Annotated in this window: 19 protein-coding genes; 3 read left to right on the top strand and 16 right to left on the bottom strand. The window is 66.9% G+C overall.

Annotation, left to right across the window (positions count from 1 at the left end):
- Window positions 1–74: 74 nt before the first annotated feature.
- A complete protein-coding gene (locus AC6LKG_RS19010) occupies window positions 75–704 on the bottom strand; it encodes an NAD(P)H-hydrate epimerase (protein ID WP_498166887.1) in 630 nt (209 codons plus the stop codon).
- A gap of 31 nt (window positions 705–735) precedes the next feature.
- Window positions 736–1,281 carry an oligoribonuclease gene (orn, locus tag AC6LKG_RS19015; protein ID WP_498166889.1) on the bottom strand — a complete coding sequence of 182 codons (546 nt, stop codon included), beginning with the start codon at window positions 1,279–1,281 and terminating at the stop codon, window positions 736–738.
- Window positions 1,282–1,357: 76 nt separating this feature from the next.
- Between orn and AC6LKG_RS19020 the strand changes: the two genes are divergently transcribed.
- Window positions 1,358–2,608, top strand: coding sequence for a M48 family metallopeptidase (locus AC6LKG_RS19020; RefSeq protein ID WP_498166892.1), 1,251 nt, complete (start codon window positions 1,358–1,360; stop codon window positions 2,606–2,608).
- Entirely contained in the window at window positions 2,605–3,567 is a 963-nt protein-coding gene (gene rsgA, locus AC6LKG_RS19025; RefSeq protein ID WP_498166895.1) for a ribosome small subunit-dependent GTPase A, read from the top strand. The genes AC6LKG_RS19020 and rsgA overlap by 4 nt, the downstream gene beginning before the upstream one ends.
- Before the next feature lie 158 nt (window positions 3,568–3,725).
- On the opposite strand, the gene AC6LKG_RS19030 is transcribed toward rsgA, so the two are convergent.
- Entirely contained in the window at window positions 3,726–4,457 is a 732-nt protein-coding gene (locus AC6LKG_RS19030; RefSeq protein WP_498166897.1) for a CoA pyrophosphatase, read from the bottom strand.
- 124 nt (window positions 4,458–4,581) lie between these two features.
- A complete protein-coding gene (gene rplS / locus AC6LKG_RS19035; RefSeq protein ID WP_006218237.1) occupies window positions 4,582–4,962 on the bottom strand; it encodes a 50S ribosomal protein L19 in 381 nt (126 codons plus the stop codon).
- A 235-nt stretch (window positions 4,963–5,197) separates the two neighbouring features.
- Here rplS and AC6LKG_RS19040 point away from each other — a divergent pair, with 235 nt between their 5' ends.
- Window positions 5,198–6,070 (top strand): EamA family transporter, encoded by an 873-nt coding sequence (locus tag AC6LKG_RS19040; protein WP_498166899.1) that lies wholly within the window; start codon window positions 5,198–5,200, stop codon window positions 6,068–6,070.
- Window positions 6,071–6,174: 104 nt separating this feature from the next.
- Here the strand turns inward: AC6LKG_RS19040 and AC6LKG_RS19045 are convergent, their stop codons facing one another.
- From AC6LKG_RS19045 to aspT, 12 genes are all read right to left on the bottom strand, one after another.
- Window positions 6,175–6,636 (bottom strand): hypothetical protein, encoded by a 462-nt coding sequence (locus AC6LKG_RS19045; protein WP_498166902.1) that lies wholly within the window; start codon window positions 6,634–6,636, stop codon window positions 6,175–6,177.
- Window positions 6,637–6,708: 72 nt separating this feature from the next.
- Window positions 6,709–8,115, bottom strand: coding sequence for a PA0069 family radical SAM protein (locus AC6LKG_RS19050; protein ID WP_498166904.1), 1,407 nt, complete (start codon window positions 8,113–8,115; stop codon window positions 6,709–6,711).
- A 213-nt stretch (window positions 8,116–8,328) separates the two neighbouring features.
- On the bottom strand, window positions 8,329–9,627 hold the full coding sequence (locus tag AC6LKG_RS19055) for a sulfate adenylyltransferase subunit 1 (RefSeq protein ID WP_498166907.1): 1,299 nt from the start codon (window positions 9,625–9,627) through the stop codon (window positions 8,329–8,331).
- Between the two features lie 43 nt (window positions 9,628–9,670).
- Window positions 9,671–10,579, bottom strand: a complete 909-nt coding sequence (cysD, locus tag AC6LKG_RS19060) for a sulfate adenylyltransferase subunit CysD (protein ID WP_064526919.1) — start codon at window positions 10,577–10,579, stop codon at window positions 9,671–9,673.
- 40 nt (window positions 10,580–10,619) lie between these two features.
- Window positions 10,620–11,369 carry a phosphoadenylyl-sulfate reductase gene (locus AC6LKG_RS19065; RefSeq protein ID WP_498166909.1) on the bottom strand — a complete coding sequence of 250 codons (750 nt, stop codon included), beginning with the start codon at window positions 11,367–11,369 and terminating at the stop codon, window positions 10,620–10,622.
- Complete coding sequence (locus tag AC6LKG_RS19070) at window positions 11,366–12,430, bottom strand: sulfate/molybdate ABC transporter ATP-binding protein (protein WP_498166912.1); 1,065 nt, start codon at window positions 12,428–12,430, stop codon at window positions 11,366–11,368. The genes AC6LKG_RS19065 and AC6LKG_RS19070 overlap by 4 nt, the downstream gene beginning before the upstream one ends.
- 25 nt (window positions 12,431–12,455) lie before the next feature.
- Window positions 12,456–13,355, bottom strand: coding sequence for a sulfate ABC transporter permease subunit CysW (cysW, locus tag AC6LKG_RS19075; RefSeq protein WP_498166915.1), 900 nt, complete (start codon window positions 13,353–13,355; stop codon window positions 12,456–12,458).
- On the bottom strand, window positions 13,352–14,242 hold the full coding sequence (gene cysT, locus AC6LKG_RS19080) for a sulfate ABC transporter permease subunit CysT (protein ID WP_498166940.1): 891 nt from the start codon (window positions 14,240–14,242) through the stop codon (window positions 13,352–13,354). Before cysT ends, cysW begins: the two co-directional genes overlap by 4 nt.
- Before the next feature lie 24 nt (window positions 14,243–14,266).
- Complete coding sequence (locus tag AC6LKG_RS19085; RefSeq protein ID WP_498166917.1) at window positions 14,267–15,295, bottom strand: sulfate ABC transporter substrate-binding protein; 1,029 nt, start codon at window positions 15,293–15,295, stop codon at window positions 14,267–14,269.
- A 225-nt stretch (window positions 15,296–15,520) separates the two neighbouring features.
- The gene (locus tag AC6LKG_RS19090; protein ID WP_498166918.1) at window positions 15,521–16,162 is read right to left on the bottom strand and encodes a peroxiredoxin; all 642 of its coding nucleotides are present in this window, start codon (window positions 16,160–16,162) and stop codon (window positions 15,521–15,523) included.
- Window positions 16,163–16,315: 153 nt separating this feature from the next.
- Window positions 16,316–18,142, bottom strand: a complete 1,827-nt coding sequence (locus AC6LKG_RS19095) for an acyl-CoA dehydrogenase (RefSeq protein WP_498166919.1) — start codon at window positions 18,140–18,142, stop codon at window positions 16,316–16,318.
- Window positions 18,143–18,303: 161 nt separating this feature from the next.
- Window positions 18,304–20,007 (bottom strand): aspartate-alanine antiporter, encoded by a 1,704-nt coding sequence (gene aspT / locus AC6LKG_RS19100; protein WP_498166922.1) that lies wholly within the window; start codon window positions 20,005–20,007, stop codon window positions 18,304–18,306.
- Between the last annotated feature and the right edge of the window lie 16 nt (window positions 20,008–20,023).

Here is a 20,023-nt window from a genome sequence, read left to right on the forward strand (position 1 = left end):
GCACAATCCGCCCATCGGCGCGGGCCATCGCCTCGCGCAGCGTATCAGGACAGCAAAACACGCGCCCTCAGGGGTCAGAACCCTTGGCAGGCCTGCGGCAGGGTCACGCCCAGCGTCTCCAGGCAGGACTCACCGACGACATCCGCGCCCGCCTTCGCCAGCCCCCTTGCCCGGCCAATGAAGGACAGCGTCCAACGCGCCCGGATCGGCCGGCCCAGGGCTTCGCCGCTGTCGGCATCGATGCCGCTGGGCACGTCCAGCGCCAGCACTGGCACGTTCCAGGCGTTGACGCGGTCCACCAAAGCCTGCCACGCCGGCTCCAGGGGACGGTTCAGGCCGATGCCGAACAGACCGTCGATGACCAGCGCCGGCACCGCATCCAGCGTCAAATCTCGGCAGATGGCGCCACCCGCCGCGATCCAGCCGGCGTAGGCCAGCGCAGCGTCGGCAGGCAGGGATTGCGCGCCCGAGGGAAGTACAACCTGCACGTCGTACCCCGCTTCACGCAGACGGGTTGCCGCCACCAGGGCATCGCCGCCATTGTTGCCCGGACCAGCCAGCGCCAGCACCCTGGTTCCCGGCGCGAACCGGGCCGCGACGAAACGCGCCGCGGCCGCGCCGGCCAGCGGCATGAGCCGCCGCCCCCGGGCCAGGGCCTCGAGTTCGGCGGCGCGAATGACGGCAACGGGATAGGACGGAGACATGGCGGCTCGCAGGCTGCCGCCCGTGGGCGGCTTACACCTTCAGGAAGTGTTCGCGGTAGTACTTCAGTTCGTCGATCGACTCGTAGATGTCGGCCAGCGCTTCGTGGCGGCTCTTCTTCTCGAAGCCCTTGTACACGGCCGGCGCCCAGCGGCGCGCCAGTTCCTTGAGCGTGCTGACATCCAGGTTGCGGTAATGGAAGAACTGCTCCAGGCGCGGCATGTAAGCGAACATGAAGCGACGGTCCTGGCTGATGGTGTTGCCGCACAGCGGCGACTTGCCCGCAGGCACGTGCTGCGCAAGAAACGCCAACAGCGTATCCTCTGCCTGCGCTTCGGAGATTGTGGAGGCGCGGACCTTGTCGATCAGGCCGCTTTTGCCGTGGGTGGACTTGTTCCAGCTATCCATGGCCTCGAGCAGGCTGTCGGGCTGGTGCACAACCAGCACGGGGCCTTCGGCGACCACGGTCAGGTCCGGCTCGGTGACCACCACGGCAACCTCGATGATGCGTTCTTTTTCAGGGTCCAGGCCGGTCATTTCCATGTCCAGCCAGACCAGGCGGTTTTCGTTCACAGCCATATAATTTGCCTATAAAACTCGCGATTTTCAAACAACCGATTTTCGCACATCCCTTTTTGAGCCAGCCGCGTCGCCCATGTTCACACTGCTGTTCGTTGCCTTCCTGCTGACCGATATCGCCGTGCGCATGTGGCTGGCCAGCCGCCAGATCCGCCACGTGGCGCGCCATCGCGACCAGGTGCCGCCGGAATTCTCCCATCGTATCGGCCTGGCCAGCCACCAGCGCGCGGCCGACTATACGGTGGCCCGGGTCAGGCTTGGCATGTTCGAACGCACCTACGACGCCATTCTGCTGATCGGCCTGACGCTGCTGGGCGGATTGCAGGCCATCGACCTGATGGTGGGCCAGCTTACCAGCAATGATTTCCTACGGCAGATGCTGCTGCTGGTGGCGGTGGCGCTGCTGCTGGGCCTGCTGGGCCTGCCCTTCACGCTCTGGCGCCAGTTCAAGCTGGAAGCGCGTTTCGGTTTCAACCGCATGACACCCGAGCTTTTCATCTCCGACGCGGTGAAAGGGCTGCTGGTGGCAGCCGCGCTCGGCCTGCCGCTGGCCGCCGCCGTGTTGTGGCTGATGGGCAGCGCGGGTCAATACTGGTGGATCTGGGCCTGGGCATTGTGGACGGGTTTCAACCTGGCCCTGCTCATCGTCTATCCGATGTTCATCGCGCCGCTGTTCAACAAGTTCACGCCGCTGTCCGACCCGGAACTGGCCGGGCGCATCCAGCGGCTGGCGCAACGTTGCGGCTTTGCGCTCAATGGCCTGTTCGTAATGGACGGCTCGCGCCGGTCGGCCCACGGCAACGCCTATTTCACCGGCTTCGGCCGCTCGCGCCGCATCGTGTTCTTCGACACCCTGCTGGCGCGCCTGAACGCCGACGAGATCGAGGCCGTGCTGGCGCACGAGCTCGGCCACTTCGCCAAGCGCCACATCATCAAGCGCATTCTCTTTAGCTTCGCCGCCGCGCTGGGCTTTTTCGCCATCCTGGGCTGGGTCGCACAGCAACCCTGGTTCTACGTCGGTCTGGGCGTGCTGCCCCAATTGGGCGGCCGCAACGACGCCATGGCGCTGCTGCTGTTCTTCCTGGTCATTCCCGTATTCACCTTCGTCTTCACGCCGCTGGCCAGTTGGTACTCGCGCCGCGACGAGTTCGAGGCCGACCGCTACGCGGCCGAGCAGAGTTCGCCGGACCGCCTGGTCTCCGCCCTGGTCAAGCTCTACGACGACAACGCCGCCACCCTGACGCCCGATCCCGTGCACTCCGCCTTCTACGACAGCCATCCGCCCGCCGCCGTGCGCATCCGCCACCTGACGGCACCCGCGGCATGAGCAGCAACGACCGCAACAAGGCCGCCTTCCAGGACGCGCCCCAAGGCAGCGCGCCAGCCAACGCCGCCAACGAAGGCCGCATCATCGCGGCGCACGGCCGCCACTACACCGTCGAGCTGGCCGATGGCAGCCTGCGCAAATGCTTCCCGCGCGGCAAGAAAGCCGGCGCCGCCGTCGGCGACCGCGTCCGCATCACGCCGCAGGGCCAGGACGAGGGCGCCATCGACGCCATCCTGCCGCGCCGCAACTTGCTGTACCGCTCCGACGAAATGCGCTCCAAGCAGTTCGCCTCCAACGTCGACCAACTGCTGATCGTGATCGCGGTGCAGCCGACCTTCTCCGACGACCTCACCGGCCGCGCGCTGGCCGGCGCCTGGAGCGCCGGCATCGCCCCGCTGATCATCCTGAACAAGACCGACATCGTCGACGCGCTGCCCGCCGCCCGCGCGCGCCTGGCGCCGATCGCCGCGCTGGGCGTGGACATCATCGAACTGAGCGCGCTCGAACCCGAAAAGGTCCACACGCTGCTGGCGCCGCGCCTGGCCGGCCGCACCAACCTGCTGCTGGGGCAAAGCGGCATGGGCAAGTCCACCCTGCTGAACGCGCTGGTGCCGGACGCCGCCGCGCCCACCCGCGAGCACTCGACAGCGCTGGACATGGGCAAGCACACCACCACCAGCACCCGCCTTTATCACCTGCCCGCGCCGGGCGGCGACCTGATCGATTCCCCCGGATTCCAGGCCTTCGGCCTGCAGCACCTGAGCCGCGAAGACATCATTCGCGGCTTCCCGGAGTTCGCCACGCCGATCGAATCCTGCCGCTTCTACAACTGTACCCATCGCCAAGAACCGGGTTGCGGCGTGGTCGCGGCGCTGGAAGCCGGTGCGATCGACCCGGCCCGCTACGCACTGTACCTGCGCATCCTGGACGAGAACCTGGCGGGACAACAGCGGTATTGAGCCGCCGGTTGGCAGCGTCCCGGCGCGGCCCGCTCGAGCGGCGCCGTCGACGGGCAGGCAGCGCCGCGGCGCCCGGGCCCCGACCCCCGGCGGGCAATCGACTCGAGGTAGCTGAAGCGGCTGACTGACGGCCCGGCGATGCGCCAACCTACCCGGACCTAACGCGGCTCGAAGCCGTTGCGCAGCAAGTGGTAAAGGTTGCGCAGCATGCCCGCGGTGGCGCCCCAGATGAAATGCCGGCCATACGGCATGCCGTAATAGTGGCGCACACGCCCGTCCTCCAAGCGTGCCTCGTACAGGCGATGGTTGGCCGGGTCCATCAGGAACGACAGCGGCACTTCGAATACTTCGGCCACTTCGAACGCGTCCGGGGCCAACTGGAAGCCCGGCGTCACCAGCGAGACCACCGGAATGATCGAGAAGCCGGTGGCGGTCAGGTAAGGCGGCATGCTGCCCAGTACCTCGACATGGTTGGCCGGCAGTCCGGTTTCTTCCTGGGCCTCGCGCAACGCGGCGGCAACGGGCGTGGCATCGCTGGTCTCGATGCGGCCGCCCGGAAAACTGATCTGGCCCGCGTGGTCGTGCAGGTGCGCCGCGCGCTGGGTCAGCATGATGTGCACCCCGTCGGCGCGCGTCACCAGCGGAATCAGGACGGCGGCGGGCACGGGGGCGCCCTCGCGTCCGGGGTAGCGCAGGTCGTTGTCGCGCGACAGCTCCAGCGTCCAGGTGGACGGCTGGCTGAGCGTGCCGCGCAGTTGGTCGGGCGTCAGCAGACCGGCCGGCACCGCCACCAGCGAATCATTGGCGACTACCCAGGGTTGCGATGCCGGATCGAACCCGGGCCGTACGAGCGGCCGGCGTGGCCGCGCAGAAGACGAGGAATCAGACATTCGGCTTTTCAAAAAAGAAAAAGGCACCCTCGCAGGTGCCTTTTTAACCCGGAAACCCGTGCCGGACGAAAACGCGGGATGGCGTGTGCGTCCGACACTGGTGGGGCCGTGTGCCGATAAGCGATCAAGCCGCCGAGGCTTGCTTGCTGACCAGCTTTTCCTTGATACGCGCCGACTTGCCCGAGCGGTTGCGCAGGTAGTACAGCTTGGCGCGGCGCACGTCGCCGCGGCGCTTGACTTCGATGCCGGCGATTTGCGGCGAGTACAGCTGGAACGTACGCTCCACGGCTTCACCCGACGAAATCTTGCGCACGGTGAACGCGGAGTTCAGGCCGCGATTGCGCTTGGCGATCACGACGCCTTCGAAAGCCTGCACGCGCTTGCGGGTGCCTTCGACGACGTTCACGCTCACGATGACGGTGTCACCAGGAGCAAATTCAGGCTTGGCTTGGCCGCCGGTCAGACGGGCAATCTCTTCCTGTTCCAGGATAGCGATAAGGTTCATTGAGAACTCCTAGATCATCATGCCTTTGCGGACTGAAAAAACTTTGCCGTTCGATATTGTTCACGCCTGCCAGAAAGGCCAGGCCATGTACCGCAAGCAGAGGATGAGATTTGGCAAACCAATGATTCTACACCAAAAATTGACCACCGCCTCGCGTAACATGACGCCCTGCCCGCAGGTTTGCGGTACCCTAGCGGTTTCTGTAACAAACACGTCATAAGACGCTGTTCCCCCCATGTCGTACTCGTCCCTGTTATTGGTCGTCCTGGCGGCGATGGCCCACGCAACGTGGAATCTGCTTGCCAAACGCGCGGCCATGGTGGGCGCTCCCTTTGTCTTCGCCTATGGCCTGTGCGCCTCGGTGCTATATGCGCCGTGGGTCGTGTGGGTGCTGCTGCATGACGGCATGACCTGGACCTGGCCCGTGGTCGGGGCGATCCTGACCTCCAGCCTGTTGCATCTGGGCTACAGCCTGTGCCTGCAACGCGGCTATCAGGTCGCGGACCTGTCGGTGGTGTATCCGATCGCCCGCGGCACGGGTCCCCTGCTCTCGACCACCGGCGCCTTCCTGCTGCTGCGCGAACCGGCCACCGCGACCGGCATCGCCGGCATGCTGTGCGTGGTGATAGGTGTGCTGTTGATCGCCACCCAGGGGCGTCTGTCGATCTTCCGCAACGCGCAGGCCTGGGTAGGTGTGCGCTGGGGCATGGTAATTGGCCTGTTCATCGCCGCCTACACCGTGGTGGACGCCTATGGCGTCAAGGTGCTGCTGATCAGCCCGGTGCTGTTCGACTGGTTCACCTGTGTCACCCGCACCGCGATGATGACGCCGCACATGGTGAAGCGCCGCGCCCAGGCGTGGGAACTGATGCGCGGCCACTGGCACCTGGCGCTGGCGGTGGGCCTGCTGTCGCCGCTGGGCTACATCCTGGTGCTGTATGCCCTGCGCAACGGCGCGCCGCTGAGCCTGGTGGCCCCGGCGCGGGAAATGTCGATGATGCTGGGCACCTTGGCCGGCATGTTCCTGCTGCGCGAGAAAGTCGGCCCCGGCCGTCTGGCGGGCTGCCTGTCGATCCTGGCGGGCGTGGTGCTGCTGGGCTCGGTCTGAACCGTGAACCGGCTCCCTGGCGCGCGGTGGCGTGATGCGCCACGATGCGTCCGGGAGCCTCCCGGACAGCGGCGCCGCCCTGAATCTTTACGCCTCGGGCCGGCTCAGAAGCCGCCGGCCACGCCCAACCACATGAGGGCGGGAATCATCGCTCCCCATGCCAGTACCAGCACCACATCCAGCACCATGCTTTTCACGCTGACCTGATCCGAAACGGGTTCGACCGTGGCGTTGCCCAGGCAGCGCTCACGCGCGCCTCGGACGGGGGCGGTATCCGGCCCGGCGGCCGGCGGAAACGGCCACTTGCCCGGCAAGGTGCCACTGCGCTCGCGCTCGCGCTTGCGCGGCTCGACCTCGGCGGGGGCATCCGCGCCGGGGCCGGCAGGCAAGGCCAGTTTCGTGGCCACGCCCTTGCCGGCGCCGCCTGCCGGCAAGCCCGTCCATGGCATGGGCAGCCCGGTGAAGCGGGCACCGAAGGCGCGGGCACGCTGGGCGGCGCGACGCAGCGGCGACAACGAGACGGCGGTCAGGTCGTCTGGCAGGACGGAGAGTTGAGCGGTGTTCATGGGGAACTCCTTTTAGCGCAATCAGGAACCGTGGCGACACGCCGCGGTGGCAACCCGGGGACGGGCCGCGGGTCAGTCGAACAACGACAATTGCCCCGCGGCCATGGCGCGCAACTGGCGCGCTCCGCGCCCGTACGCGCCGGCCACGGGCACGGCACTGGAAAAAGGGACCCCTGAAGACGCTTGCACGCCAACCGGGGATGGGAAAACGGGGATATCAGCCACGCCGGACGCAGCGGAAGGAATGGGGCCAGGCCAGCTGGCGGGCGCCGGCGGCTGGAAGCGGTCGCAGTCGAGCGCCAGCCGGTGGCGGTTCAGGCCAAGCTTGCGGATGGCCACGGCGAAGCGCTGGCGCAGCAGGTCGGCCCAGATGCCTGTGCCGCGCATGCGCGAACCGAAGTTGGGATCGTTGCGGCGGCCGTTGCGCAAATCTTCGATGCGATGGAGCACGCGCTGGGCGCGGTCCGGGAAGTGGGCGTTGAGCCAGTCCTCGAACAGGGTCTTGACTTCCCAGGGCAGGCGGATGACGGTGTAGCTGGCGTAGTGCGCGCCGGCCGCCTTGGACTCCTGCAGGATATGTTCCATGGCGTCATCGTTGATGAACGGGATCACGGGCGCCACCAGCACGCCGACCGGCACGCCGGCGGCGGTCAGGTTGCGCACGGCTTCCAGGCGGCGCCAGGGGGCGGCGGCGCGCGGCTCGAGCGTGCGGGCCATGTCGGCGTCCAGCGTGGTGATGCTCATGTAGACCACCACCAGCTTGTGCTCGGCCAGCGCGGCCAGCAGATCGAGGTCGCGGGCCACCAGGGCGTTCTTGGTGACGATGGTGACCGGGTGGCGGGTTTCGAGCATCAGCTCGAGCATGCCGCGCGTCAGGCGCCAGTCGCGCTCGATGGGCTGGTAGGCGTCGGTGGCCGAGCCGATGTTGATGGGCGAGGGCTTGTAGCCGGGACGGCTGATCTCCACCCGCAGCGCCTCGACCGCATTGGCCTTGGCCACCAGCCGGGTCTCGAAATCGAGGCCGGGGGAATAGCCCAGGTAGGAGTGGGTCGGGCGGGCGTAGCAATAGACGCAGCCGTGCTCGCAGCCCCGGTAGGGATTGACGGCCACGTCGAAGGGGATGTCGGGCGAATCGTTGCGCGACAGGATCTTGCGGGCCTCTTCGGCCGTGACGGTGGTCTTGGGGGCGGCGGGCGCCCGGCGGACGTCGGGCAGGATGGGGATGACGGTGGCCGCGGGCGCAGCGCCAGCGGCGGCCAGATCGGTCAGGCCGGACGAATCATCGGGGGAAATATTGGGGACAGAATCAACGAAATCAGCCGGGAGGCCCGAGGCGGACCAGCCATCGTCGACCTGCGCGCGGTCGTCTTTCTGGAAGCGATGCCGAACATTAGTAACCGCACCCCGACCGCGCAAGGCGGCGGGGGCGGCAGCCGGGGACCCAGAACCGGCGGGAAAAGAATGATCGGTGCGTGCCATGAAAACTACTGTACAAAAACACAGTGGTTTTGACAAGCACCAAAAGCCTTTTCGTAAGACAGTCCCACTTTACCGCAAGACGAAGACGGCGTCCGGAGAATTCGATTTCACCTTGCGATATCGCCTGGAGAGCCGCGCCAGTATTGAATTTGGATAAAAAACAACAACCCAGGGCCGGCCACCGGCGACGCCCGCCCCGGATCCGCTTGCGGTTTACCGGAACATGCCCGCCGCCGCGGTCTGATGCGTGGCTTCGTCTATCAGGATGAAGGCGCCGGTGGCGGGCACATCGGCATATCGATCGACCGCCAGCGACTCGCGCGTGCTGAACGCGACGCGGCCGATGTCGTTCATGCGCAGCGTGCCTTCGGGGTTCTGCACCTCCTGCAGTTCGTGGATGTCGCGATGCGAGAGCACAGCGCGGATCTTCGCCGACGTCAGCCGCGTGCCATGCTTGAGCAGATACTTGCGCGCGGGGTTGAGCGCCTGCCCATCGAGCCAGCAGAGCTCCGCTTCGAACTCGCGCGCGACCTGCGCCGGCGTGGCCGCGTGCACGATAACGTCGCCGCGCGACACGTCGACGTCGCGGTCCAGCACCAGCGTCACCGAGTCGCCCGCCACCGCCACGTCCAGCGCGCGATCGAACAGGCGCACTTCCTGCACGCGAGCGGTCACACCCGAAGGCTGCACCACGATCTCATCGCCTGGACGCAGCGCGCCGCTGGCGATGCGGCCGGCGTAGCCGCGAAAATCCTCCTTCAGACTGCCATCGTGGCGCGCCACCCATTGCACCGGAAAGCGCAGCGGCCCGCCACGTCCGTCGGCCGCCGGATCGAGCGATTCCAGCAGCGTCAGCAACGGCTGGCCCGCATACCACGGTGTCTTGTCCGATAGCGTCACCACGTTGTCGCCATTCAGCGCCGACAAAGGCAGAGCGTCGAAGTGGGCGATGCCGAGCTTGTCCGCCAGGTCGGCATAGGCGTCGCGGATGCGCGTGAACACGGCCCGGTCCCAATCCACCAGGTCCATCTTGTTGACTGCCACCACGATGTGGCGGATGCCCAGCAGGCGCGCGATGGTGCTGTGGCGCTTGGTCTGCGGCAGCAGCTTGCCGTCGGCCGCGCGGGTGGCGTCGATCAGGATCACGGCGACGTCGGCGGTGGAGGCGCCGGTGACCATGTTGCGGGTGTACTGCTCGTGGCCGGGCGCGTCGGCGATGATGAACTTGCGCGCCGGGGTCGAGAAGTAACGGTAGGCCACATCGATGGTGATGCCCTGCTCGCGCTCGGCCTCCAGGCCGTCCGTCAGCAGGGAGAAGTCGATGCCGCCCTCGGCCACGCGCTTGTACTTGGCGCGCGAGATGGCGTCGAGCTGGTCGGCGAACACGCCCTTGCTGTCATACAGCAGGCGGCCGATCAGCGTCGATTTGCCGTCGTCCACCGAACCCGCGGTAATCAGGCGCAGCAAGCCCGAGTCGGTGCCCGAAAGAAAAGAATCGTTTACTGCGTTCATATGCGTCCCCTGTCGGCCGGCCAGGCGCCGGCCACTCGTGCGATCAGAAATAGCCTTCCTTCTTGCGGCGCTCCATCGAGGCCTCGGAAGTCTGGTCGTCCATGCGCGTGGCGCCGCGCTCGGTGATATCGGTCACCGCTGTCTCGGCGATGATGGCGGCAGTGTCGGCGGCATCCGAGGCCACCGGGCAGGTGCAGGAAATGTCGCCCACTGTGCGAAAGCGCACCGACAGGCGCTCGACGGTGTCGCCGTCCTGCGGCGGCGTCAGGCGCGTGACCGGCACCAGCAGACCCTTGCGCCGCACCACTTCGCGCTCGTGACTGAAGTAGATCGACGGCAGCGCCAGCCGTTCACGCTGGATGTACTGCCAGACGTCCAGCTCGGTCCAGTTGGAGATCGGGAACACCCGCATGTTCTCGCCGCGGTGCACCTTGGTGTTGAACAGGTTCCACAGTTCCGGGCGCTGGGCCTTGGGGTCCCACTGGCCGAACTCGTCGCGGAACGAGAAGATGCGCTCCTTGGCGCGCGCCTTTTCCTCGTCGCGGCGGGCGCCGCCGATGCAGGCGTCGAAGCCGAATTCCTCGATCGCCTCCAGCAGCGTCACGGCCTGCGCCGCGTTGCGCGAGTCGGTCTCGCGCCGCAGCACCACGCTGCCGCGCTTGATCGAGTCTTCCACGCTGCGCACGATCAGGGTCTCGCCCAGTTCGGCCGCGCGGGCGTCGCGGAAGGCGATGACCTCGTCGAAATTGTGGCCGGTGTCGATGTGCATCAGCGGGAACGGAAAGCGCCCCGGCCGGAAGGCCTTTTCGGCCAGGCGCAGCAGCACCACCGAATCTTTGCCGCCCGAGAACAGCAGCACGGGCTTCTCGCTCTCGGCCGCCACCTCGCGCATGATGAAAATGGCTTCCGATTCCAGCCAGTCCAGGTGGCTGCGTTGAATCACTGCGGACATAGGTATTCCCCTAAAACGAATTCTTGATACGTGACGGGAGTCAGGCGCGCGTGGTTTCCGCGACGATGCCGATGACCCGGTTGCCTGCGTGCAGGCCGCATTCCTTGGAGTCCGACGACTCCCACCACCAGCGCCCGGCCCGCAGGTCTTCGCCCGGGCGGATGGCGCGGGTACAGGGCTCGCAGCCGATGGACGGATAGCCCTGGTCGTGCAGCGGGTTGTAGGGAATGCCCTGGCCGCGGATCACGCCCCAGACATCCTCTTCGCTCCATTCGGCCAGCGGGTTGAACTTGTAGAGGCCGAAGGTGGCGTCGTCCTCTTCCAGGTGCAGTTCACCGCGCGTGGTCGATTGCGCGCGCCGCTGCCCGGTGATCCAGGCGCCGCGTCCGGCCAGCGCGCGCTTGAGCGGCTCGACCTTGCGGATCTGGCAACAGGCCTTGCGCAGCTCGACGCTCTCGTAGAAGGCGTAGGCGCCGTGCTCGGCCACATGGCGCTCGACCGCCCCGGACTCGGGTCGATACACGGTGATCTCGCGTCCGTAGCGTTCGCGCACCGCGTCCAGCACGCCCAGCGTTTCCGCGTGCAGCCGGCCGGTGTCCAGCGTGAAGACCTCCAGGTCCAGGCCGGCGCTGTAGATGGCGTGCGTCAGCACCATGTCCTCGGCCGCCAGCGAAGAGGCCAGCGCCGCGTCGGGATAGCGCTGGCGCGCGTCCGCCAGCCGCGCGATCAGTTCGTGCCAGCGAACCGCAAGGGCCGGCGCCAGGCCGGCGGCGAGATCGGCGGCCGTCATGCTTGCACCGCGAAGACGCGCGCCCGGCGCGGGCGGGCCAGCAGGATGTCGCCATCGCGCAGCGCCAGTTCGCGATAGAGATGCTCGGGCACCTCGGCCTCGATGACGGCGTCGGAATCCTGGCTGGCCAATTCCAGGTAGGCGCTGGGGCCGGCCAGATAGGCATGCGACAGGCGCACCGCGATGCCGGCGCCGCCAGCGTGATAGCGTTCGATATCGAATTCGTGCGGTCGCACGTAGGCGGTGGCGCGTTGCGACTCGGCCTGCACCAGCTCGGGCGCCGGAAGCGACAACCCGGCGCCTTCCCAGACCCCGCGGCTCGCCACGCCCTGCAATTGATTGACGTCGCCCAGAAAGCCGTAGACGAACGGCGTGGCCGGCCCCTCCCAGACCTCGCGCGGCGTGCCGACCTGTTCGATCCTGCCGGCGTTCATCAGCACCACGCGGTCGGCCACTTCCAGCGCCTCTTCCTGGTCATGGGTGACGAACACGCTGGCCACGTTCAGTTCGTCGTGCAGGCGACGCAGCCAGCGCCGCAGTTCCTTGCGCACCTTGGCGTCGAGCGCGCCGAACGGCTCGTCCAGCAGCAACACGCGCGGTTCCACCGCCAGCGCGCGCGCCAGGGCGATACGCTGGCGCTGGCCGCCCGAAAGCTGCGCCGGATATCGATCCGCCAGCCAGTCCAGCTGCACCAGGCCCAGCAGGTCATGCACCTTGCGCCGGATCTGGTCTTCCGGCGGCCGCTGCGAGCGGTGCTTGACGCGCAGGCCGAAGGCAACGTTCTCGAACACCGTCATGTGCTTGAACAGCGCGTAATGCTGGAACACGAAACCGACCTGACGCTGGCGCACGTGGACCGCGGTGGCGTCCTCGCCAGCGAACAGCACGCTGCCCGTGTCGGCCGATTCCAGCCCGGCGATGATGCGCAACAGCGTGGTCTTGCCGCAGCCCGAAGGCCCCAGCAGCGCCACCAGTTCGCCCGTCTCGATGTGGAGCGATACGTCATTGAGCGCGCGGAACTGGCCGAAGCGCTTGGATAGATTGCGAACCTCGATACTCATGCTTGTCTCCGTCTGGCCGGCCGCGTCAGGCGACGGCCGGCTTGATGGCCGTCGCCGGCCCGGGATACTCGACCGGCAACTCCGCCGCCTTCAGGTAGCGCGCGTTGCGCCACTCGACCACGTTCTTGGCCACCAGCGTCACCAACGCCAACAGCGCCAACAGCGAGGCCACCGCGAATGCCGCCGAATACTGGTATTCGTTGTAGAGAATCTCCACATGCAGGGTCATGGTGTTGGTCAGGCCGCGGATCTGGCCCGACACCACCGACACCGCGCCGAACTCGCCCATGGCGCGCGCATTGCACAGGATGGCGCCGTACAGCAGGCCCCACTTGATGTTCGGCAGCGTCACCCGCCAGAAGATCTGCCAGCCGTTCGCGCCCAGCGTCAGCGCGGCCTGTTCTTCCTCGCTGCCCTGCGCCTGCATCAGCGGAATCAGCTCGCGCGCGACGAAGGGAAAGGTCACGAACAACGAGGCCAGAACGATGCCCGGTACGGCGTAGACGATCTTCACGTCGTGCGCCTGCAGCCAGCCGCCGAACCAGCCCTGGGAGCCGAACAGCAGCACGAACACCAGACCGGCCACCACCGGCGACACCGAGAACGGCAGATCGATCAGCGTGATCAGGAACTGCTTGCCGCGGAACTGGAACTTGGTGATGGCCCAGGCCGCGGCCACGCCGAAAACCAGGTTCACCGGCAGCGCGATCGCCGCCACCAGCAGCGTCAGCCGGATCGCGGCCAGCGCGTCGGACTCGACGATGGCCGCCAGGTACAGTTGCCAGCCCTTGCGCAAGGCTTCGGCGAACACCGCCGCCAGCGGCACCAGCAGGAACAGCGCCAGAAAGCCCAACGCCAGGAACAGCAGGATGCCGCGTACCCAGCGCGGCTCGGTCAGGTGAGCCGGACGGTCGGTGGCGCTCATGCCTGTCTCCCGAGGCCGCGACGGGCCTGCCAGCCCTGCAGCAGATTGATGACGAGCAGCAGCACGAACGACAGCCCCAGCATCACCGTGGCGATGGCCGCGGCGCCTGCATAGTCGAACTGCTCCAGCTTGGCGATGATCAGCAGCGGCGTGATCTCGGACACCATCGGCATGTTGCCGGCGATGAACACCACCGAGCCGTACTCCCCGACGGCGCGGGCGAACGCCAGCGCAAAGCCGGTCATCAGCGCGGGCAACAGGGTCGGCAACAGCACGCGGAGGATGGTCTGCCAACGATCGGCGCCAAGGCTGGCGGCAGCCTCCTCGATTTCGCGCTCGATGTCTTCCAGCACCGGCTGCACCGTGCGCACCACGAATGGCACGCCGATGAAGATCAGCGCGATCACGATGCCCAGCGGCGTGAATGCCACCTTCAGGCCGAACCAGTTGGCCAGCGGCGCGCCCAGCCAGCCCTTTTCGGCGTACAGCGCGGTCAGCGCGATGCCGGCCACGGCGGTGGGCAGCGCGAATGGCAGGTCCACCAGCGCGTCCAGGATCTTCTTGCCGGGAAAGCGGTAGCGCACCAGCACCCAGGCCACGATGGTGCCGAACACCAGGTTCACCAGCGCCGCCAGCAACGAGGCGCCGAAGGTAAGCTGATAGGACGCCAGCACGCGTGGCGCCGTCACCGCGTCCCAGAAGCCCTGCCAGCCCAGCGACGCGCTCTTGATCGGCAGCGCCGCCAGGGGAATCAACACGAGCACGCTCAGGTACAGCAGCGCGTAGCCCATCGAAATGCCGAAGCCGGGCAGCACGCCCGGACGGTTGCGCCGGACGGCAAAACGCGCTCGCGCGTCCGTTGCCGCCGGAATCGAGGCTGAAGTCATGGCCATGGTCCGCTGGTTGTCCGCTTACTTCTTCTGCGGCTGGTAGACCTGGTCGAAGGTGCCGCCGTCGCTGAAGTGGTCCTTCTGCGCCTTGCGCCAGCCGCCGAAGATCTTGTCGTCGATGCTCACCAGCTTGACCTTGGGGAACTTGCTTTCGTACCTGGCGGCCACGGTCTTGTCGATCGGCCGGTAGTAGTTCCTGGCGATGATTTCCTGGGCGGCCGGGGTGTAAAGGAATTCCAGGTAGGCCTGGGCGGCGGCGCGAGTGCCCTTCTTGTCAACGATCTTGTCGACGATGGCCACGGGCGGCTCGGCCAGGATCGACAGCGACGGCACCACGATGTCGAACTTGTCCGGACCCAGTTCCTCCTGAGCCAGGAAGGCTTCGTTTTCCCAGGCCAAAAGCACGTCGCCCACGCCGCGCTCGACGAAGGTGGTGGTGGCGCCGCGGGCGCCGGTATCGAGCACCGGCACGTGCTTGAGCAACTCGCCGACATAGGCGCGCGCCTTGGCTTCACTGCCGCCGTTCTTTTCCAGCGCGTAGGCCCAGGCGGCCAGGTAGTTCCAGCGGGCGCCGCCCGAGGTCTTGGGGTTGGGCGTGATCACCTGCACGCCGTCCTTGACCAGGTCGTCCCAGTCCTTGATGTGCTTGGGGTTGCCCTTGCGCACCAGGAACACGATGGTCGAGGTGTAGGGCGAGCTGTTCTGCGGCAGGCGCGCCTGCCAGTTCGTGGGCAAGAGGCCGCGGTCGGCGATGGCGTCGATGTCGTAGGCCAGCGCCAGCGTTACCACGTCGGCCTCCAGGCCGTCGATGACCGAACGCGCCTGGCGGCCGGAGCCGCCGTGCGACTGGCGGAGGGTCAGGTCGACGCCGGCCTTTTCCTTGTATTGCTTGATGAAGGCCTCATCGATGGCACGGTACAGCTCGCGCGTCGGGTCGTACGATACGTTCAACAGTGTCTGCTTCTGCTGCGCCTGCGCCGGCGCGATGGCGGCCAGAGACATCGTCACCGCGGCCACGGCGGCCAACCATCCGGCTTTCCTGAAAGACATTCCTTGCTCCCTTCGCGTGTTTGGCTATGTGGAAGCAAGTGTGCCGGCGGCCAGTTCCGAACGGAACGAATCATTCTTTGATTGCTCATCGCCGCCAGGCATATAGCGCGGCCGCCGCCCCATGTGAAAAAGCCGCGCATTCCCAGGGAATACGCGGCTTTGCGGGCGTTTTGCAGGCGCCATCCGGCAAGGCGGAGCGGACCGCCTTGCGCACGGATTTCTTATTTACTTATTCGGTTGGGGCGTAATGCGCAGATAGGGACGCACCGCCTTGTAGCCCTTCGGGAACTTCTGCTTGATCACCGCTTCGTCCTGCAGCGACGGCACGATGATGACGTCGTCGCCGTCTTCCCAGTTGACCGGCGTGGCCACGCTGTGGCTGTCGGTAAGCTGCAGCGAATCGATGACGCGCAGGATCTCGTTGAAGTTGCGGCCGGTGCTGGCCGGATAAGTGATGATCAGGCGCACTTTCTTGTTAGGGTCGATGATGAAGACCGAGCGCACCGTCAGCGTGGCGTTGGCGTTCGGGTGGATCATGTCGTACAGCTCGGACACCTTGCGGTCCTTGTCGGCCAGGATCGGGAAATTGACCTTGGTCGACTGGGTGTCGTTGATGTCCTCGATCCACTTGCTGTGCGAATCGGCGCCGTCCACCGACAATGCCAGTACCTTCACATTGCGCTTGGCGAATTCGTCGGCCAGCTTGGCGGTGTAGCCCAGCTCGGTGGTGCACACGGGCGTGAAGTCGGCCGGATGCGAAAACAGCACGCCCCAGCTATTGCCCAGATACTCATGGAAACGGATCGGGCCGACGGAGGATTCCTGTTCGAAATCGGGCGCGGTGTCGCCCAGGCGTAGATGGCTCATGGTGTCTCCTGCTTGCGGATTCGGGTTGCGGAATCGACCGGCCGCCCTAGCCCGGCGACCGGCTGGAAAAACGTTTCGGCGGCAGCCTGTGCCCCCACCCAAACGATTCTTCCATCAAACCTGTTGCGGGGGAAATACGCAAGATATATAACCTTATGCAATATTCGCGTCAGCGCCACAGGCATCGGCCACTACCCCGGCGCGCACCGCCACCGACAAGGCCAGGGCGCGCGGCAGGATGTGGGCGGCATAGAACAATCCGGTCGCCAGCTTCTCGCGATGGAACGGATCCGTCGATCCCCCAGCCAGGTGCCGGCGGCACGCCAGCACGGCGCGCGCCATCTGCCAGCCGCCATGCACCACGCCGGCCAGCATCAGGTAGGGCACGCTGCTGGAATAGACCGCGCGGATGTTCACTGCCGCCTGTTCCAGGATGAATTCCACCCCGGCCTCGTAGGCCTGGATCGCGCTGTCGAGGTTGTCGCGCAACAGGCGCAGGCCATCGCGGTCGGACGCCGCGGCGCGCGAGGACTCGGCCTCGACCGCCCGCAGCGTCTCGCGCATGGCGGCAATGGCGGCATAGGCGGTGGCGCCGCCATCGCGCTGGGTCTTGCGGCTGACCAGATCGTTGGCCTGGATCGCGGTGGTGCCCTCGTAGATCGGCAGGATGCGGGCGTCGCGGTAATACTGCGCCGCGCCGGTCTCCTCGATGTAGCCCATGCCGCCATGCACCTGGATGCCAAGCGAGGCCACTTCCACCGCCGATTCGGTCGAGAAGCCCTTGACGATCGGCACCATGTATTCGTAGAAGGCGCGGTTGCGGGCGCGCTGTTCGGGGTCGGGATGATGCGCGCCCTTGTCATGCGCTGCCGCCGTCACATAGGACACCGCGCGCGCCGCCTCGGTCAACGCCTTCATGGTCAGCAGCATGCGCTGCACATCCGGGTGACGCGCGATCGCGACCGGCGCGGCCGAGCCTTCCACCGCCCTGCCCTGGACCCGTTCACGCGCATAGGCCAATGCATGCTGATAGGCACGCTCGGATACGCCGATGCCCTGCTGCCCGACCGAAAAGCGCGCCGCGTTCATCATGATGAACATGTATTCCAGGCCGCGGTTCAGTTCGCCCACCAGATAGCCGACCGCGCCATCGCCCACCTCGCCCTTGCCCGAGCCGTACAGCAACACCGCGGTCGGGCTGCCGTGGATGCCGAGCTTGTGTTCCAGCGAGGCGCACCAGACGTCGTTGCGCGGCCCCGGAGCGCCGTCGGCGCCGACCAGGAACTTCGGCACGATGAACAGCGAGATCCCCTTGACCCCTGGGGGCGCATCCGGGGTGCGCGCCAGCACCAGGTGGATGATGTTCTCGGCCAGGTCGTGCTCGCCGTAGGTGATGAAGATCTTCTGGCCCGACAGGCGATAGGTGCCGTCCTCCTGGCGCACGGCGCGGGTCGCGACCTGGGCCAGATCCGATCCGGCCTGCGGCTCGGTCAGGTTCATGGTGCCGGTCCATTTTCCGCCGATCAGGTTGGGGATGAACGTCTTGCGCTGCGCCTCCGAACCCACCGTCAGGATGGCCTCGATCACGCCATCGGTCAGCATCGGGCATAGCGAAAACGCCAGGCTCGCGGCCTGGATGTTCTCGCCGGGCGCAGCCGCGACCAGCTTGGGCAGGCCCTGCCCGCCCCAGGCCTGTGGATGCTGCAGGCCCTGCCAGCCACCGGCGGCGTAATCCTTGAAGCCCTGCGCGTAACCTGGCGTGGTGGTCACGCGGCCATCGCTCCAGACCGGCGGCCGGGTGTCGCCCGGCACATTCAACGGCGCGATCGCCTGCTCGACGAAACGGCCATTCTCTTCCAGGATGGCGTCCACCAGGTCGGGCGTCACCTCTTCGAAGCCAGGCAGTTTAAGGACGTCGTCCAGGCCGGCCAGTTCGTTCAGCGCGAAGCGGAAATCCTTCAGCGGGGTAAGGTAGGGCATCTTGTCTCCAGGAGCCTGCTCCCGTGACGGCGGGGGCGGCGGGGTGCGATGGGATGCCGCCTTGGGCGACACGCGTGGCGCGGTCGATGGCGGTCTCGGTAGTTTCCCTAGCCTATGTTAAACCCTCGCTCCGCGTCATGGGGCGATGCGCCCCGCCGGCCTCACCCCCCGAGGTGATGCGCCAGCGATACGATGACCGGCCCCAGCACCGGCAGCAGCACGTTGGCGATGGCGTAGGTCACCGTGTAGCCCAGCAGCGGCACCGCGCTGCCGCTGGCGCCCAGGATGGCGCTGATGGCCGGTGTGCTGACGTGCTGGCCCGCGATGGCGCCCACCAGCAGCGGCCCCTCGATCTTGAGCAATTTGTGGCCGACCCACAGCGACAGGCTGGCCGGCCCCAGGGACACCAGCAGGCCGATCAGCGGCAACACGGCGCCATGCTGCTTTATCAGGGACACGGCTTCCGACCCGGCGGACAAGCCGACGCTGGCAACGAACACGGCCAGGCCCAGGTCCTTGAGCAATTGCACCGCCTGGTCCGGCATGTGCCCTAGTGCCGGACGCTTGGCGTTGATCCAGCCACACACCAGGCCGCTGACCAGCGCACCGCCGCCGCTGCCGAGCGAAACCGGAATGCCCCACAGGCGCGCGCCGAGGCTGCCAATCACCAATCCGACCAGGATGCCGAACGCCAGAAATACCAGATCGGTGACGCCGCTGCGCCGTAGTTCATTGCCTAGCGCCGCCCCGGCCTGCGACAGCTCGGGTTCGGCGCCGACCAGCGTCACCAGGTCGCCATACTGCACCACCGTGGAGGGCATGACGGGCAGCATGTGCCCCGACCGCCGGATCGATTGCAGGAACACCCCGCGCGCGCGCCTGGCGCCTGGTCGCTGGGCCAGTTCCCCCACAGTGCGACCATTGACGGCCTTCTTGCTGACGATGACTTGCAGCTCGGTCAATTGCAGGTCGTCCGCGTGGGCTTCGGGCAACTGGATTTCCGGACCGATCACCGCCCCCGCCCGCAACACGAAGCGGCGCGGCCCCAGCACCACCACGATATCGCCGGTGGCGAGCCGGTCCGCGGTGGCCGGCTCGATCGCCGCGCCGTTGCGCAACACGCGGCTGATGGCCGTGCGGCCGCCCAGCGCCGCTTCGACCTCGGCCACGCTCCAGCCGTCGGCATCCTTGACCACATGCGAGCGTCCCACCAGTCGCGGCAGAGTCGGCGTCAGGCTCTCGCCGGCCTCCCCCGCCACCGCGCCCAGCTTCTCCTCGAGCGCCTTGCACGCCTGGCGCAAGTTGATGCGCAACAGGGCTGGCGCCACCTGGCTGGTGAAGAACACGATGCTGATCAGGCCTATCAGATAGGTCAGCGTGTAGGCCGTGGCGATGTTGGCCTCCATGCGCCGCACCTCGGCCTCGGCCAGGCCCAGGTGCTTGAGGGCCTCGGCGGCCGTGCCGACCACCGCCGATTCGGTCGCCGCCCCCGCCGCCAAGCCGGCCGCCGTGCCGGCATCCAATCCGAACAACGGCACCGCCAACAGCACGATGGCCAGCACCAGCAAGGCCTCGATCAGCGGCAGCACGATGTAGCGCAGGCTGGACCGGTTCAGGTTGGCGAAGAACTGCGGTCCGCCTGAATACCCCATGGCAAAGATGAACAGCGCGAACGCCACTTCCTTCAGGTCGCCGCGCGTCTGGCAGCCGCTCTGGCCGATCAGCAGGGCGACGATGAGCGTGCCGCACACGCCGCCAAGCTGAATCGGCCCGACACGGAGCTTGCCGATCAGGTATCCCAGGCCCACCGTGAGAAACAACACCGCGATGGGAACGCTGTTGAAAAACCCGATGGAGCATGTCATGTGGTCTTCCGCCCTG

This window comes from Achromobacter sp. 46006 (genome assembly GCF_059761975.1).

Bases quoted from the DNA above. Each gene is read 5' to 3' on its own strand.
- AC6LKG_RS19010 (WP_498166887.1), bottom strand. From the start codon at position 704: ATGTCTCCGTCCTATCCCGTTGCCGTCATTCGCGCCGCCGAACTCGAG.
- orn (WP_498166889.1), bottom strand. From the start codon at position 1,281: ATGGCTGTGAACGAAAACCGCCTGGTCTGGCTGGACATGGAAATGACC.
- AC6LKG_RS19020 (WP_498166892.1), top strand. From the start codon at position 1,358: ATGTTCACACTGCTGTTCGTTGCCTTCCTGCTGACCGATATCGCCGTG.
- rsgA (WP_498166895.1), top strand. From the start codon at position 2,605: ATGAGCAGCAACGACCGCAACAAGGCCGCCTTCCAGGACGCGCCCCAA.
- AC6LKG_RS19030 (WP_498166897.1), bottom strand. From the start codon at position 4,457: ATGTCTGATTCCTCGTCTTCTGCGCGGCCACGCCGGCCGCTCGTACGG.
- rplS (WP_006218237.1), bottom strand. From the start codon at position 4,962: ATGAACCTTATCGCTATCCTGGAACAGGAAGAGATTGCCCGTCTGACC.
- AC6LKG_RS19040 (WP_498166899.1), top strand. From the start codon at position 5,198: ATGTCGTACTCGTCCCTGTTATTGGTCGTCCTGGCGGCGATGGCCCAC.
- AC6LKG_RS19045 (WP_498166902.1), bottom strand. From the start codon at position 6,636: ATGAACACCGCTCAACTCTCCGTCCTGCCAGACGACCTGACCGCCGTC.
- AC6LKG_RS19050 (WP_498166904.1), bottom strand. From the start codon at position 8,115: ATGGCACGCACCGATCATTCTTTTCCCGCCGGTTCTGGGTCCCCGGCT.
- AC6LKG_RS19055 (WP_498166907.1), bottom strand. From the start codon at position 9,627: ATGAACGCAGTAAACGATTCTTTTCTTTCGGGCACCGACTCGGGCTTG.
- cysD (WP_064526919.1), bottom strand. From the start codon at position 10,579: ATGTCCGCAGTGATTCAACGCAGCCACCTGGACTGGCTGGAATCGGAA.
- AC6LKG_RS19065 (WP_498166909.1), bottom strand. From the start codon at position 11,369: ATGACGGCCGCCGATCTCGCCGCCGGCCTGGCGCCGGCCCTTGCGGTT.
- AC6LKG_RS19070 (WP_498166912.1), bottom strand. From the start codon at position 12,430: ATGAGTATCGAGGTTCGCAATCTATCCAAGCGCTTCGGCCAGTTCCGC.
- cysW (WP_498166915.1), bottom strand. From the start codon at position 13,355: ATGAGCGCCACCGACCGTCCGGCTCACCTGACCGAGCCGCGCTGGGTA.
- cysT (WP_498166940.1), bottom strand. From the start codon at position 14,242: ATGACTTCAGCCTCGATTCCGGCGGCAACGGACGCGCGAGCGCGTTTT.
- AC6LKG_RS19085 (WP_498166917.1), bottom strand. From the start codon at position 15,295: ATGTCTTTCAGGAAAGCCGGATGGTTGGCCGCCGTGGCCGCGGTGACG.
- AC6LKG_RS19090 (WP_498166918.1), bottom strand. From the start codon at position 16,162: ATGAGCCATCTACGCCTGGGCGACACCGCGCCCGATTTCGAACAGGAA.
- AC6LKG_RS19095 (WP_498166919.1), bottom strand. From the start codon at position 18,142: ATGCCCTACCTTACCCCGCTGAAGGATTTCCGCTTCGCGCTGAACGAA.
- aspT (WP_498166922.1), bottom strand. From the start codon at position 20,007: ATGACATGCTCCATCGGGTTTTTCAACAGCGTTCCCATCGCGGTGTTG.